The sequence below is a fragment of the Magnetospirillum sp. 15-1 genome, assembly GCF_900184795.1.
Classification (GTDB): Bacteria; Pseudomonadota; Alphaproteobacteria; order Rhodospirillales; family Magnetospirillaceae; genus Phaeospirillum.
This window is the reverse complement of record NZ_FXXN01000017.1, coordinates 125702-140000: the sequence shown is the minus strand read 5'-3', so window position 1 is coordinate 140000 and position 14299 is coordinate 125702. Positions and strand designations below refer to the sequence as shown.

The following is a 14299-nucleotide window of genomic DNA, read 5'->3' as shown; positions in this document are numbered from 1 at the left end:
CCAACGACACGGCCATCAAGCTGATCCATTACCGCTCCAACGCACTCGGCCTGCCGAACAAGAAGAAGATCATCGCCCGCGACAAGGCCTATCACGGCGTCACCGTGGCGACCGCCTCGCTGACCGGTCTGGTCAACAACCAGCGTTCGTTCGACCTGCCCATCCCCGGCGTGCTGAGGGCCGGCTGCCCCCATCACTACCGCTTCGCCAAGGAAAACGAGAGCGAGGAGGACTTCTCCACCCGCCTGGCCGAGGAATTGGAGACGCTGATCCTGGCCGAGGGGCCGGAGACCGTGGCCGCCTTCTTCGCCGAGCCGGTGATGGGCGCCGGCGGCGTCATCGTGCCGCCCGCCGGCTATTTCCCAAAGATTCAGGCGGTGCTGGACCGCCACGACGTACTGCTGGTGGTCGACGAGGTGATCTGCGGCTTCGGGCGCACCGGCAATATGTTCGGCACCGAGACCTTCGACATCCGCCCCGACATGATGACGCTGGCCAAGGGCCTGTCCTCGGGCTACGCCCCGATCTCGGCCCTGATGGTCAACGAGCGGGTCTATGCTCCGGTCGCCGAGGAATCCGGGCGCATCGGTGTGTTCGGCCACGGCTACACCTATGGCGGCCACCCGGTCTCGGCCGCCGTGGCGGTGGAGACGCTCAACATCTATGCCGAGCGCGACATCCTGTCCCATGTCCGCCGGGTCGGTCCGGTGCTGCAGGATGGCCTGCGGGCCTTCCGCGACCATCCGCTGGTGGGCGAGGTGCGCGGAATCGGGCTGATCGGCGCCCTGGAACTGGTGGCCGACAAGCGGAGCCGAGCCCCCTTCCCGCCCGAACTGACCGTGGGCGCCCGGGTGGTGGCCAAGGCCCAGAATAAGGGTGTCATTCTGCGCGCCATGGGCGACGCGGTGGCCTTCGCCCCGCCCCTGGTCATCTCCGAGGCGGAAATCACAGAGTTGCTGCGACGCTTCGGGGCGGCGCTTGACGAAGCTCATGGCGAGCTTGGACGCGAATAACTATGTGATACTTCAGTCGAAAGCCCCAGACGCATTACAGCTTGTACACTTGCGCCTGGGCTTTTTGATCCTCTAGGATCGGCGCACCGCCTCGAGACTCCGGAAGACACGGAGCCTGACGGGGCGAGGGAGGAGAGGAATGGATTACGAGCATTACTTCACCAAGCGGATCGCCGACCTCAAGTCCGAGGGGCGCTACCGGGTGTTCGCCGATCTGGAACGCCAGAAGGGCCGCTTCCCCATCGCCCTCAACTATCGCGACGGCGAAGTGCGCGAAGTGGTGGTGTGGTGCTCCAACGATTATCTCGGCATGGGCCAGCACCCCGACGTGATCGCCGCCGGCCACGAGGCGCTGGAGCGCTGCGGCGCCGGTGCCGGCGGTACCCGCAATATTTCCGGCACCAACCATTATCACGTGCTGCTGGAAGAGGAGCTGGCGAGCTTCAATGCCAAGGAAGCGTCGCTGCTGTTCACCTCGGGCTACGTCGCCAACCAGACGGCGCTGTCCACCCTGGGCGCCACCATTCCGGGCTGCGTCGTGTTCTCAGACGAGCTCAACCACAATTCCATGATCGAGGGCATCCGCCACGGCCGCTCGGACAAGCACGTGTTCCGCCACAACGACCCGGAACACCTGGAACAGTTGCTGTCGGCCTATCCGAAGGAGACGCCCAAGCTGGTGGCCTTCGAATCGGTCTATTCCATGGACGGCGACATCGCCCCCCTGGCCGAATTCTGCGACGTGGCCGAGGCCCACAACGCCATGACCTATCTGGACGAGGTTCATGCCGTCGGCATGTACGGCGCCGAAGGTTCGGGCGTCGCCGAGCGCGACGGGGTGCGCGACCGCATCACCATCATCCAGGGCACCCTGGCCAAGGCCATCGGCGTGGTCGGCGGCTATATCGCCGCCTCGGCCTCCTGCGTCGATTACGTGCGCAGCTTCGGCCCCGGTTTCATCTTCTCGTCCTCCATGCCGCCGGCCACCGCCGCCGCCGCCCTGGCCAGCATCCGCTATCTCCGCGCCCATCCCGAGATTCGGGACAGGCATCAGGAGCGCGCCGCCACGGCCAAGCATCTGCTGGCCGCCCGCGGCATTCCGGTCCTGCCCTCGGTCAGCCACATCATCCCGGTGATGGTGGGCAACGCCGCCCTGTGCAAGCAGGCCAGCGACATACTGCTCAATGAGTTCGACATCTATGTGCAGCCCATCAACTACCCCACCGTCCCGGTGGGTACCGAGCGACTGCGCATCACTCCGACACCGCTGCACGACGATGCCATGATGGCCCATCTGGTGGACTCGTTCTGCGCCGTATGGGACCGGCTGGACCTGCACAAGGCCCATCATCCGAAAACCATCAAGGCGGCGGAGTAACGACAGCTTTTTGTCAGGCTGAGGCCGTACTCTGAATGAAGTCAAGCTGAGCCGCTCCGGCATGCCCTCGTTGGAGCAACTGTTCGGTTTGGCCCTCCCAAGATGAAGCCGGCGGGCTCCCCAACTCCCGCCGGCTTCTATCTTTTTGGGGCTCTGCCCCTATCATCTCACGGCCGAAACAAGCCCGGCCAAGACGACAGAGATACGGCCTTGTCGCGTGCTCCGCCCTCTTGGTGTCCTTGGTGACTTGGTGGTTTATCCGTCTTTTCCGTGTCCCCCGCAACCGAAGACGGTGTGCCGATTTCAGCCGGACAGCCGTGCGGAAGGTCAGTACACGCCCTTGGAATTGAGGTAGACGGCCGATTTGCGGTCCTCGGCCAGGGTGTGGCCGACGATCCATTCCTGCAGGAAGGTCAGCACCTCGGCCTCGTTATAGCCGCGCCCGTCGGCCACCGCCGCCTGCATCTCGGTCAACTGCTCCAACAGACGCTGGTGGCGGGCGCGATGGCTGCTGAGTTCGGGATACTTGTAGCGGATCAGCAGTCCCTCCTCCTCGCCGAAGTGGAAGCGGGCGTATTCCCGGAGCAGGCCCATGGTCTCGGCCACCTCGGTATCGGTGGATTTGCGCTCCATCATGTCGAGGACGGAATTGCCGATCTCGAACAGGCGCTTGTGGTGGGAATCGATGCGCTGCACCCCCACGGAATACTCGTCATGCCATTTGATCAGCACGCGGGCGTGCTCGCCGGCCTCGACCATGGCGCGGGTCCGCTTGGTGCTGGCCTCGAACAGCTTCCAGCGTACCGAGGGGATGTCGCGCAGCGTCTCGGCGGGCACCAGATAGACCTCGCAGCCCTCCAGCGAGCGGACGCGCAACAGGCTGGGCGTGCCGAAGATGGCCACCTCCTCGCCAAAGAAGTCGCCGGGCTTCAGGGTCTCGAACATATGCTCGCCCAGGAAGCGGCCGGCACTGCCCGATTTCAGCATGGCCACCTGACCGGTGCCGGGCTCGATCACCGTATCGGCGGGGAAGGATTCCCGGTCCATGCCCTGGGCGATGCGGTTCAGCGACTTGGACGACACCACCTCGCCGAACAGCGAGGTGCGCAGCAGGAACTCGCGGTGTTCCAGCAGGCGTGACACCCCCGAGAACACGTTGTTGTAGCGCACGAATTCCAGATAGAGCGAGCAGGGGATGGCCAGGGCCTGAACGAAGCTGGCGGCGCGGTAGGTTTCCGACGCCGGAGTGCCGAACAGCCCCGACAGCTCGCCGATCAGCGCGCCGGCCGACAGCACCGAGCGCATCTCGATTTCGATGGGGATCATCTCGACGCTGCCCGACAGCAGCAGATAGATATGGTCGTTGGGCATGCGCTCCTTGACCAGGATAGTGCCGGGATTGAACGTCACCACCGGATTGTTGAGCAGCACCCGGATCTGGTGGCGGGGAATACCGGGGAAATAGGCGTCCAGCGCCTCGAAGGCATAGGGCCAGATGAAGTCGTGGTTGGACGGGATCAGCACGTCCACCGTGCCGAACGACGCCGAGGAGCCGATGGCCTTCTGGGCGCGGGTGTTGCGCTGGGACGTATGGGCCAGGATGATCTTGCCCGACATGTCGTCGCGGAAATCGTAGGCGTCACCGTGAATCATGCCGCCGCCCACGTCGATCTTCTTGACGTCGGCCGGGGCCAGATAGTCGGCGGACACCTTGTCGTACATGGCCTGGCTGATGCCGGGCGCCGCCGGATCGTCGGTAACGAAGCTCTGCAGCACCGACAGGCGGCAGATGTCGGCGAAATGGGAATAGGTGCGATATCCCCCCTCCCACATGGCGCGGAAGTGAAAGATGGTGGTCTCCACCGGATGGGGCGAGAAGACCGGCATCACCTCCAGCCCATCGATGGCGTTCCACTCGCCTTCCACCAGCGGACAGACGTCGAAATAGTCGGAGAACGCCGCCTCCTCGATGGACAGCAGCGCGGAGACCTTCTTGGCCACCGACGCGCGGACCAGGGGGGTCGAATAGTATTTCAGCTTGTGATCCGAGCGGATCAGCGTGGTCAGCCCGGCGAAATGGTCGTCATGCGAGTGGGTATGGAAGATGCCCTCGATCTCGTTGACGCCGATGCCCAGCGCGTTGAGCGAGTAGAGGATGTTGGGACCGGCATCCACCAGATAGACCTTGCCCTGAAACATGACGATGGAAGACATGGAGGGACGGTTGATGTCCCAGCCGTCGCCTTCGCCCGAATGGATGACCGCGAAATATTCGCGGCGCAGGCGGTAGAAACCCAGGGGATACGGGGATTCATAGGTCTCGAACGGCGGCAGGTTGAGGTCCACCACCGCCGTCTGGCCCTCGTAGGAGAATTCGAAGACGTTGAACATCATCCGGCGAACAGTGACGCCGTTGCGGATCTCCACCGGCTCGTTGTCCACCACCAGGGTGTCCAGCAGGTCGCCGGGATGGCGGATGGCGCCGAAGGCGAAGCGCAGCTTCATGCGCATCAGATCGCGCGCCCGCTCGGGAGTCTCACCGGCCTCGACGATCTCCTCCTCGTTCACCAGCCCGTAATTGCCGCGGTAGATGTACTGCATCTGAGCGCGCACCTGATCGGCGCTGCCGATCAGCATGGGCTTGATTCCGGTATTGCCCGGATGGCCGGGCAAGATCATGCCCTGGCGATAGAGCATCTGCAGGACGGGAAACTCGGCCAGATTGGAAAAGCTGCCGTTCTGGACCATGGCATCCGACAGCAGGATGACGTTGGGCCCGGTCTCGAACGGCACGCCGTTCATCTCGGTGGAGACGATCAGTCCCCGCTTCATCAGGTGTTTCACCGCGTCGGCGGGACAGCCGCACAGCACCGAAACCCCGGCCTGGGGGGCCTCGATCCACCAGACACCGGTGGTCACTTCGATCTTACGCAGCAAAGGCATTGCCCCCTCGCATTCCACCAGGATTCTACCCGAGGGGTTCCCGCCCGCCCAGTAAATCCATAATGCATATATAGCACGTCGGGACTGCCTAACCACCCCCGGACTCCGCCCTTTTTCAACGCTTTACATTTGTCCCGCGATGCCCTATCTCAAGTATGTGAGAGATGCAATTCGCTCGCATTTGCATTGTTCGGTGCTATGGATACGGCATCGGACCCCAGGTCAAAGCACGAGGCCCCCATGCTGGCGTCAGCCGTCATTGTTTTTCGCGAGGTTCTGGAAGCCGCCCTGATCGTCGGCATCGTTCTGGCGGCCACCAAGGGACTGGCCGGCAGCCGCCGCTGGGTGGTGACTGGCGTTCTGGCTGGATTGGCGGGCTCGGCGGCCATCGCCGGCTCGGCCGGCGCCCTGTCCGACGCCCTGTCGGGCATGGGCCAGGAAGTCTTCAACGCCTCGATCCTCGGACTGGCGGTGGTCATGCTGGGCTGGCACACCGTATGGATGAGCAGCCACGGCCGCGAAATGGCCGCCGAAATGAAGCGGGTCGGCCACGCGGTCACCGTCGGCTCGCGTCCCCTGTCGGTGCTGGCGGTGGTGGTGGGCGTCGCCGTGCTGCGCGAGGGTGCCGAGACGGTCCTGTTCATCTTCGGCGTGTCGGCCTCGGACGAGGGCGGCAAGCTGGCGACCGTGGCCGGTTGCGCCGTCGGCCTGGGAGCCGGCGTCACCGTCGGTATCCTGCTCTATCGCGGCCTGCTGGCCATTCCCGCCCGTCACCTGTTTTCCGTCACCACCTGGCTGGTGACCCTGCTGGCCGCCGGCATGGCCGCCCAGGTGGTGACCTACCTGTCGGCCGCCGGGCTGATCGAGATCGCCGACCAGCCCCTGTGGGACACTTCGTGGCTGCTGCCCGAGAACAGCATCGGCGGCCGCCTGCTCCACACCCTGGTGGGCTACATGGACCGCCCCAGCGCCGGCCAGTTGATGGCCTATGGCGCCACCTTGCTGGGCATCACCGGCCTGGCGCGGGTAGCGAGCCGGCAGCACGCCCGCGTTTAACAGGCTGCGGAAAAGCTCCCTTTCGGGGGCTTTTGCCCCCGATCCCCCAGCCGGGAAGCACGGCTTCCCGAACCCTTCAGTTTTTATCCATTGAAATAAAAAGAAACTGGTGGTTCGGAGGCTGTGCCTCCGAACGGGTCTGGGCGGTAGCCCTGCCGCGAAGCGGGGTTTTTCCGCAGCCAGTTAAAAGCGGCGTAACCCCAGATCAGCGAGCGTCGAATATGACGTACGCTGAACTAGAACCAACCGGCCCGTCATCTCCCCCATAAAAAAACTCCCCGCCGAAGCGGGGAGTTAAACGTCAGTTCCTGGCGATTTCCCGCCGGGCGGGCTGAAGCAGTTCGGCTCCGGCCGGGGTGGAGAATCCGGCCGGAGCCCTGTGCGCCGCGTGAGGCGGAGGGGACTCCGCCGCCATCAGCTTGAGCAGCGCAACCTGCTCGTCCACCTTGGCCTGGATGTGGGCGAGCTGGTCGGGGGACAGATGACGGTACTTGCCGATCATCTTGACGTATTCGGTGATGGGATAGGCGTTGTCCGGCGAGTGGGTGAAGCGCAACCCGGTGCTGTTGGTGTATTCCCACAGCGGGTTGAAGTTGCTGTCCACGCTCATGCGGCAGGCTTCGATCACCTTGGACGACGGAATGCGCCAGCCGGTAGGGCACGGCGAATAGATATGAAGGTAGGAGAAGCCCTCGAACGACGCCTCGATGGCGCGGTCCAGCTTCTCGTAGAGGTCCTCCATGTAGCCGGTGGAGGCCGTCGCCACGTAGCGGCACTTGTGGGCCGTCATGATCAGCGGCAGGTTCTTGGCGTCCTGGGTCTTGCCCTTCATGTGCTCGCCCACCGGGGTGGTCGAGGTCCACGAGCCGTAGGGCGTGGTGCCCGAGCGCTGCATGCCGGTGTTCATGTAGCCTTCGTTGTCGACGCAGACATACAGCACCTTCTCGCCCCGCTCGGCGGCGCCCGACACGGCGTGGAAGCCGCAATCGGAGGTGCCGCCGTCGCCGGCCAGGGCCATCACCACGATGTCCTTGCGGCCGATGCGGTCGTAATAGCGGCGGATGCCCGACAGCATGGAGGCGGTATTGGTCAGCAGCGGGTGGAATACCGGGACCTTGGTGCCGGTCTTGCCGTTATAGCCCACCGAGCCCATGCCGGGAATGCAGCCGGGCGGCGTGGCCAGCACCGAGTTGCGGCCGATCTTGCGCATGGCGTGGCGCATGATCAGTTCGGAATTGCAGCCCTGACAGCCCGACAGGCCGGGGACGAACAAATCCTCCTTGGCGCCGTACTCGTTGAAGATGCTGCCCGCCTTGCGGAATTCCAGGGCGCCGGTGGGGCACACCTTGACGCAGGCCGGGTCGCCGTCGCACTGATCGCACTTGGCGACGCGGGCCACCTTGGGGTCCACCGCGATGCCGCCATAGGAGCAGCCGGCGGTGCACAGCAGGCAGTCCACGCACTTGGACGCGTCCCAGCCGATGATGCCGTTGCCGCCATCCTTGTCGAGCGCGCCCGAGGGACAGACCTGGACGCATTTAGGATCGCCGCACTGGCGGCAGATGGCGGTCTCGAAGCTCCCGGCCTTGGCGCCGGGAACGATGGAGATGCGTGATGCGCCCTGCTTGGCCTCGGAACAGGCCGTCATGCAGTCGCCGCAGCCGTCGCAGAGCGAGGCCTTGAAGCTGATGCTGTCGAATGCCGCGCCCATTCTTACCTCCACTGCTCGCTCATCAGGCGCCGGCCGGTTTCCACCGGTCGGGCCAGGAAGGCGTCCTTGCATTCGCTCAAATCCACCCGACGGCGGATCAACTCGCCCATGATGCCCACGTCGAAGGGCTCATCGACGCTGGCGTAGCCCACCAGCCGGTTATTCTCGAGGACCAGCCGGCGATAGGCGCCGGATTCGGTCTCCACCGCCTCGACACCATCGGTGGCGGCGGCCCGGCCGATGGACAGCGCCACCCGGCCGAAGAAACGGTAGGTGTTGACCGGCAGGCCGCCGGCGTAATCCTTGCGGTAGGAATCCCCGGCCATGCCCTGGCCGGCGATCTTGCCCTGCTCCACCGCGGTCGGAATGATGCCGATCAGCGCCGGCTTGCCGCTGGCGAAATCGGTGGCCTGGGCCACGTCGCCCGCCGCCCAGATGCCGTCGATGTTGGTGCGCATGATCTCGTCGACCACCACGCCCTTGTCCACGGCGACACCCGAGCCCTCCAGCCAGTCGGTCACCGGGCGAACGCCGGTGGCGACCAGCAGCAGGTCGGCCTCGAGAACGCTGCCGTCATCCAGGGTAACGCGGGCCGCGGGGCCGGAAACCTCGACCACCTTGCGGCGCAGCTTGAGCTCGACGCCGTGCTTGGTGAAGGCCTCTTCGATACGGGTCGAGGCCTTGGCGTCGAAATAGCCCGGCAGAACGTGGTCCTGCATCTCCACCACCGTAACCGAGAGACCGGCCTCGGCCAGGTTCTCGGCGGCATGCAGTCCGACCAGACCAGCCCCCAGCACCACGGCGCGCTTGGCGCCCCGCATGGCACCGCGCAGGCCCTCGGCATCGGCCAGGGTACGGAGCACGTGGTACTTCACGCCATCCAGCCCCTTGACCGGCGGAATGGCCGGAGCGGCGCCCGAGGCGATCAGCAGGGACTGATAGCGCCAGACCTCGCCGCTGGCCAGGGTCACCGCCTTGGCCTTGGGGTCCAGGGACACGGCGCGGGCGTTGGGCACATAGGTGCAGTTATTGGCCTCGAAGAAGGCGGCATCGCGCAGCAGCACCTTGTCCGAGCCGGACCGGCCCGACACCACGTAGGGCAGGATGGTGGGCGAATAGGGCAGCCGCTCGTCGCGGGTCAGCATGGCCATGGAGCCGTCGGGATCGACCAGACGGATGGCGCGGAGCGCCTCCAGCGCAGCGTGGCTGGAGCCGACGAGAAGGTATTTGGCCTCGGGCATCATCGACCTCAATCGTTCTCGTTCAGCCACACGGGACCGGTGGCCATTTCGCCCCCGGCCAGACGGAAGGTACGGTCCACCACGCCGGCGAAATGCTCGACGGTGATGTCGGCGCCGGCCAGACCGCCGATGAAGCTCATCATCGGAATGCGCACCGGCAGGGCGTACAGCGCGGCCAGGACTTCCTGGAACGCCGGACCGCAGTTCCAGCCGAAGTTGACCGAACGGTCGACCACGCCGATGGCCTTCACCTTGGACAGCGCCTGGGCGATGCGGGCGGCGGGGAACGGGCGGAAGGTCTTGATCTTGACCAGACCGATCTTCTTGCCGCCCAGACGGGCCTCGTCCACCGCGTCCTTGGCGGCGCCGGTCATGGAGCCGATGGTGACCAGCGCCACCTCGGCGTCCTCCATGCAATATTCCTCGATCAACGGCGACCAGTAGCGGCCGGTACGCTTGCCCCAATCGGCATGAGCGTCCTCGATGACCTGCAGGGCGGTCTGCATGCCCGAGCACAGTCCCTTGCGGTACTTGACGAACATGGACGGCCCGATGCCGCCGGCACCGCCGGTCAGCGGGTCCACCGCCATGGGGCGCTCGGGGTCCAGGCAGGCGTGCCAGTTGACCTGCTTCTCACCCAGGAAGGCATCCACCACCGATTGCTCGGGCAATTCCACCCGTGCCACGCCGTAGGACAGATAGTTGCCGTCATGGTTGACGTTGACCGGCAGCATCACGTCGGGATGCTCGGCCACCTTGTAGGCGATGGGAATGGTGTCGAGGATTTCCTGCTGGGTCTCGCAGTACATGTGAATCCAGCCCACTTCCTTGACGGTCATGGCGTCCTGCTGGCCGCCCCACACGCAGGTGGGCGACACGGCATCGCGGGTAACCAGCGACACCACCATGGGCAGGCGCAGGCCCGGCGTGCGGAAATAGGGCTCGAACATGAAGGCCAAACCCTGCGCCGAGGTGGCGGAATAGGTCCGCGCCCCGGCCAGGACAGCGCCGTGCAGCACCGACAGCACGGTATGCTCGCCCTCCACGTCCATCAGATCGGCGTCCATGCGACCGTCGGCGATGAACTGGGCCAGATACTCCACCAGCGAGCTCTGCGGCGTGATGGGGTAGACGGCGACCATGTCGGGACGCGACAGGCAGGCCCCCCAGGCAGCGGCTTCGTTGCCGTCGCAGACGATGACCTTGGCGGTCGAAGCGGAGATCTCGTTCATGGTCAGCCCTCCGTCTCTTCAACCATCTTGATGGCGCGGTGCGGGCATTCCTCGGCGCAGATGCCGCAGCCCTTGCAGAAGTCGTAGTTGAAGTCGAACCACGTCGCCTTCTCCACCACGCACTGCACCGGGCAGTACAGCCAGCAGGTGGCGCATTTGACGCAAGCGTCGCGATCGACCACCGGACGCAGCGCCCGCCAGTCGCCGGTGAGCATGGTGGTGTACTCGGTGGCGATGGGACACATGTTGTCCGGGACATTTCTAAGGCTCATGCCGCCTTCTCCTTGCCGAGGTCCAGCACGATGGTCTCGGCATAGCCGCGCCGCACCGCCTCGATGTTCTGCTTGAGGCCGGCGTCGCGGAAATGGGTTTCCTCCAGCGCCTTCTCGAGCGATTCCACGCTCACCAGCCCGGTGGCCTTGGCGAAGGCGCCCAGCATGATGGTGTTGGTGATCTGGCGCTTGAAGATGTCCATGGCGATGTGGATGGCGTTGCAGGTGGCAACCCGCCCCACCGTCGCCGGCACCTCGAGCTCGCCCGGCGGCTTGCTGGTCGCCATGATCAGGGTTCCCCCCTTGGGCATGCCGGCGAACACGTCCACGGCACGCGCCACGGTGGGGTCGATCACCACCACGATATCGGGCGAGTAGATGTTCGTGACACGGCGGATCACCGTATCGTCCAGCCGAAGAAATGCCACGACCGGTGCGCCACGGCGTTCGAAGCCGAAAGCGGGAATGGCCATGACGTGTCGCCCCTCTTCCACCAAAGCGGCGGCAAGAATGGCTGAGGCCAAGACGGCGCCTTGTCCGCCGCGGCCATGAAGACGCACTTCACGCATGCGTTCCCGATCCTCCCGTTGACCTCTAAGCCGTTACCGGCGCTTGGCGGCCGGTTAATTCGGTATTTGATTACCTATTACAGTTTCCACAGGATAAAAGCAAGTTTAGTATCACGTTGCATTGCAAAATCCACATGGGTGGCTTTGCCTATATCCGGTCGATTTTGCTGGATTTTGCGGTGCGGAATGCGGTAGCTACTCCTTCAGGATAGGTTGATACTTCCTTTGGGTAGGCAAAAATACGTAGAGGCTTGTAATTATGTCCAATTCCATGACCGACTCGAACGACACCAATGTGCGTAACTGGATTGCGCTCGGCGTTGTCGGCCTGGGCGCCCTGGCTATCGCGGTCCTGTTCTCTCCGGCGGTCGGCCTTTACGAACTCGGTCCGATGCAAAAGCAAATCGCCGCCAGCGGACGCTGACGGCGATCATTCGCTCCAAGCCTGAGCGGGGGCGCCGTCACAGCCCCAGATAGGCTTCCTTCACCTTGTCATCGTTCAGCAGGCGCGAGCCCTGGTCGGTCAGAACCACGGCGCCGGTTTCCAGCACATAGCCGCGATCGGCGATGGCCAGGGCGGCATAGGCGTTCTGCTCCACCAGGAAGATGGTGGTCCCCTGATCCTTCAGCGCCTGGATGGTGCGGAAGATCTCCGCCACCAGCAGCGGCGCCAGCCCCATGCTGGGCTCGTCGAGCAGCAGCACGCGCGGATTGGCCATCAGGGCGCGGGCAATGGCCAGCATCTGCTGCTGACCGCCCGACAGAGTGCCGGCCGGCAAATCCCGCTTCTTGTGCAGGATGGGGAACATCTCGTACATGCGGTCCATGTCGGCCTTGATGTCCGGACCGTGGCGGCGATAGGCGCCGAGGCGCAGATTATCCTCCACCGACATGGGGCCGAACACCTGGCGGCCTTCGGGCGACTGGCTGATGCCGAGGCCCACCCGCTTTTCAGGCGCCATCTTGGTGATGTCCTGGCCGGCGAACTTGATGGTTCCGCCGGTGACCGGCTGAACGCCCGAGATGCAACGCAGCAAGGTGGTCTTGCCGGCGCCGTTGGCGCCGACCAGGGCCACCAGCTCGCCCTCGGCGACCTGGACGTCGATGCCCTTGAGGGCCTGGATACGACCGTAATGGCTGGTCAGGCCGGAGATTTCGAGCAGCATTCCCATGTCCCTCACCCGTGCGTGCCGAGATAGGCGCTGACCACCTCGGGATTGGCGCGCACCTCGGAGGGCGTGCCCTCGGCCAGCTTACGCCCGTAATCCAGAGCCGTGATCTGGTCGGAAATGCCCATCACCATCTTCATGTCGTGCTCCACCAGGACCACGGTGACGCCGGTGGAGGCCACCTTCTTGATGACCTCGTCGATCTCGCGGCTTTCGGTGGCGTTCAGGCCCGCCGCCGGCTCGTCGAGCAGCAGCATCTTGGGCTGGGCCGCCAGGGCGCGGGCGATCTCCAGGCGCTTCAGGGCGCCATAGGGCATGGAGGCGGCATCGGCATCCACATACTTGGCGAGGCCGACGAACTCCATCAACCCGGCGCAGTAATCGCGGCATTCCCGGTCGCGGCGCGTCACCTTGGGCAGACGCAGCAGCGACGGCAGGAAACGCCGGTCCAGATGCAGGTGATGGCCGACCATGACGTTCTCGATGGCCTGCATGTTGAAGAAGATCTGCAGGTTCTGGAACGTACGGCTCATGCCCAGCGCCGCCAGCTCATAGGGCTTCATGCCCGACACCAGACGGTCCTGGAACAGCACCCGGCCCGAGCTGGGGGTGTAGACCCCGGTGATCAGGTTGAACAGGGTGGTCTTGCCGGCGCCGTTGGGGCCGATGATGGAGTGGATGTGCCCCGCCTCGACCGAGAAGGTCAGGTCCTCGACCGCGTGGACGCCGCCGAATTCCTTGGAGAGCTTTTCAACCTTGAGAAGGCTCATTTTCCGCCTCCCCGGCGCTTGAGGCTGTTCAGCAGGCTGGGCAGCAGGCCCTTGGGCATGAAGATCATGGTGCCCATCATGATGGCGCCGAGGATCATGGCCTCGTACTGCTCGACCGCCGCCAGTACCTGCGGCAGCAGGGTCAGGATCACCGCGCCGATCAGCGCGCCGTAGATGGAGGCCATGCCGCCCAGCACCACCATGGTCACCAGCTCCACCGAGTGGAAGAAGCTGGCGATATCGGGCGTGATGAAGCCGTTCTTATGGGCGAACAGCGAGCCGACGACGGAGGCGAACACCGCCGAGACCACGAAGACCAGCACCTTGTAGCTCGACGTGTCGACGCCGACCACCTCGGCACCCACCTCGGAGCCGTGCACGGCCCGGAGGGCACGGCCCACCGGCGATTCGATCAGGTTGAGCGACAGCCACACCGCGAGCACCAGCAGGAAGCCGGTCACCCAGTACCACATCTGGTCGCCCTTGATGGTGAGGCCGAGCATCTTGAAATTGCCCAGGCTCATGCCGTCGGGACCGCCGGTGATGCCGGCTTCGGTCTTGAGCACGATGTGGATGATGATGCCGATGCCGAGCGTCGCCATGGCCAGGTAGTGGCCCTTGAGCTTGAGGATGGGACGCGCCACCGCGAAGGCCAGGATTCCCACCACCGCGGCTGACAGTACCAGGGCGCCGATGGCCGGCACGCCGTAGCGCTCGGTCAGGATGCCGCTGCCATAGGCGCCCAGCGCGAAGAAACCGGCATGCCCCAGGCTGATCTGGCCGGCATAGCCGATCAGCAGATTCAGCCCGACGCAGACGATGGCGTTGAACATGGCGTTGACGCCGACGTCATAGAAGTAGCTGTTGGAAAAGCCGAGGGGGGCGACGGTGATGATCACCGCCAGGATCGCCAACCCGCCGGTTCGTGCTGTCATGAGGTTCATG

General features: G+C 64.7%; 13 protein-coding genes (1 of these 13 only partly in view). 4 read left to right on the top strand and 9 right to left on the bottom strand.

Annotated features, from left to right (window positions below; all coding sequences use genetic code 11):
• Positions 1-1013 carry the 3' portion of an aspartate aminotransferase family protein gene (locus CP958_RS04265; protein ID WP_096700756.1) on the top strand. Its footprint begins 367 nt before the window's first position, so only the last 1013 of its 1380 coding nucleotides appear in the window; its start codon lies off the left edge, out of view; it ends in the stop codon at positions 1011-1013.
• Between the two features lie 139 nt (positions 1014-1152).
• Complete coding sequence (gene hemA / locus CP958_RS04260) at positions 1153-2391, top strand: 5-aminolevulinate synthase (protein ID WP_096700755.1); 1239 nt, start codon at positions 1153-1155, stop codon at positions 2389-2391.
• 327 nt (positions 2392-2718) lie between these two features.
• Here hemA and CP958_RS04255 read toward each other — a convergent pair whose 3' ends face one another.
• Entirely contained in the window at positions 2719-5334 is a 2616-nt protein-coding gene (locus tag CP958_RS04255) for a bacteriohemerythrin (RefSeq protein WP_096700754.1), read from the bottom strand.
• Positions 5335-5574: 240 nt separating this feature from the next.
• On the opposite strand from CP958_RS04255, the gene CP958_RS04250 reads away from it, so the two are divergent.
• Positions 5575-6390, top strand: a complete 816-nt coding sequence (locus CP958_RS04250; RefSeq protein ID WP_096700753.1) for an FTR1 family protein — start codon at positions 5575-5577, stop codon at positions 6388-6390.
• A gap of 301 nt (positions 6391-6691) precedes the next feature.
• On the opposite strand, the gene padI is transcribed toward CP958_RS04250, so the two are convergent.
• From padI to padE, 5 genes are read right to left on the bottom strand one after another with little or no spacing between them, the layout of a single operon-like run.
• Entirely contained in the window at positions 6692-8101 is a 1410-nt protein-coding gene (gene padI / locus CP958_RS04245; protein WP_096700752.1) for an NADH-dependent phenylglyoxylate dehydrogenase subunit beta, read from the bottom strand.
• A gap of 2 nt (positions 8102-8103) precedes the next feature.
• Complete coding sequence (padH, locus tag CP958_RS04240; RefSeq protein ID WP_096700751.1) at positions 8104-9345, bottom strand: NADH-dependent phenylglyoxylate dehydrogenase subunit epsilon; 1242 nt, start codon at positions 9343-9345, stop codon at positions 8104-8106.
• Positions 9346-9350: 5 nt separating this feature from the next.
• Positions 9351-10574, bottom strand: a complete 1224-nt coding sequence (gene padG, locus CP958_RS04235; RefSeq protein ID WP_096700750.1) for an NADH-dependent phenylglyoxylate dehydrogenase subunit alpha — start codon at positions 10572-10574, stop codon at positions 9351-9353.
• A gap of 2 nt (positions 10575-10576) precedes the next feature.
• Positions 10577-10846: an NADH-dependent phenylglyoxylate dehydrogenase subunit delta gene (gene padF, locus CP958_RS04230; protein ID WP_096700749.1), complete on the bottom strand. Its 270-nt coding sequence runs from the start codon at positions 10844-10846 to the stop codon at positions 10577-10579.
• The gene (padE, locus tag CP958_RS04225) at positions 10843-11415 is read right to left on the bottom strand and encodes an NADH-dependent phenylglyoxylate dehydrogenase subunit gamma (RefSeq protein WP_096700748.1); all 573 of its coding nucleotides are present in this window, start codon (positions 11413-11415) and stop codon (positions 10843-10845) included. Before padE ends, padF begins: the two co-directional genes overlap by 4 nt.
• Positions 11416-11674: 259 nt before the next feature.
• On the opposite strand from padE, the gene CP958_RS26235 reads away from it, so the two are divergent.
• A complete protein-coding gene (locus CP958_RS26235) occupies positions 11675-11839 on the top strand; it encodes a hypothetical protein (protein WP_170958829.1) in 165 nt (54 codons plus the stop codon).
• Positions 11840-11876: 37 nt separating this feature from the next.
• Here the strand turns inward: CP958_RS26235 and CP958_RS04220 are convergent, their stop codons facing one another.
• From CP958_RS04220 to CP958_RS04210, 3 genes are read right to left on the bottom strand one after another with little or no spacing between them, the layout of a single operon-like run.
• The gene (locus tag CP958_RS04220; RefSeq protein WP_096700765.1) at positions 11877-12581 is read right to left on the bottom strand and encodes an ABC transporter ATP-binding protein; all 705 of its coding nucleotides are present in this window, start codon (positions 12579-12581) and stop codon (positions 11877-11879) included.
• 11 nt (positions 12582-12592) lie between these two features.
• The gene (locus tag CP958_RS04215) at positions 12593-13354 is read right to left on the bottom strand and encodes an ABC transporter ATP-binding protein (RefSeq protein ID WP_096700747.1); all 762 of its coding nucleotides are present in this window, start codon (positions 13352-13354) and stop codon (positions 12593-12595) included.
• Complete coding sequence (locus CP958_RS04210) at positions 13351-14298, bottom strand: branched-chain amino acid ABC transporter permease (RefSeq protein WP_096700746.1); 948 nt, start codon at positions 14296-14298, stop codon at positions 13351-13353. Before CP958_RS04210 ends, CP958_RS04215 begins: the two co-directional genes overlap by 4 nt.
• Position 14299 lies beyond the last annotated feature (1 nt).

Coding starts and splice junctions, on each gene's coding strand:
- hemA (WP_096700755.1), top strand. CDS start 1,153: ATGGATTACGAGCATTACTTCACCAAGCGGATCGCCGACCTCAAGTCC.
- CP958_RS04255 (WP_096700754.1), bottom strand. CDS start 5,334: ATGCCTTTGCTGCGTAAGATCGAAGTGACCACCGGTGTCTGGTGGATC.
- CP958_RS04250 (WP_096700753.1), top strand. CDS start 5,575: ATGCTGGCGTCAGCCGTCATTGTTTTTCGCGAGGTTCTGGAAGCCGCC.
- padI (WP_096700752.1), bottom strand. CDS start 8,101: ATGGGCGCGGCATTCGACAGCATCAGCTTCAAGGCCTCGCTCTGCGAC.
- padH (WP_096700751.1), bottom strand. CDS start 9,345: ATGATGCCCGAGGCCAAATACCTTCTCGTCGGCTCCAGCCACGCTGCG.
- padG (WP_096700750.1), bottom strand. CDS start 10,574: ATGAACGAGATCTCCGCTTCGACCGCCAAGGTCATCGTCTGCGACGGC.
- padF (WP_096700749.1), bottom strand. CDS start 10,846: ATGAGCCTTAGAAATGTCCCGGACAACATGTGTCCCATCGCCACCGAG.
- padE (WP_096700748.1), bottom strand. CDS start 11,415: ATGCGTGAAGTGCGTCTTCATGGCCGCGGCGGACAAGGCGCCGTCTTG.
- CP958_RS26235 (WP_170958829.1), top strand. CDS start 11,675: ATGTCCAATTCCATGACCGACTCGAACGACACCAATGTGCGTAACTGG.
- CP958_RS04220 (WP_096700765.1), bottom strand. CDS start 12,581: ATGCTGCTCGAAATCTCCGGCCTGACCAGCCATTACGGTCGTATCCAG.
- CP958_RS04215 (WP_096700747.1), bottom strand. CDS start 13,354: ATGAGCCTTCTCAAGGTTGAAAAGCTCTCCAAGGAATTCGGCGGCGTC.
- CP958_RS04210 (WP_096700746.1), bottom strand. CDS start 14,298: ATGAACCTCATGACAGCACGAACCGGCGGGTTGGCGATCCTGGCGGTG.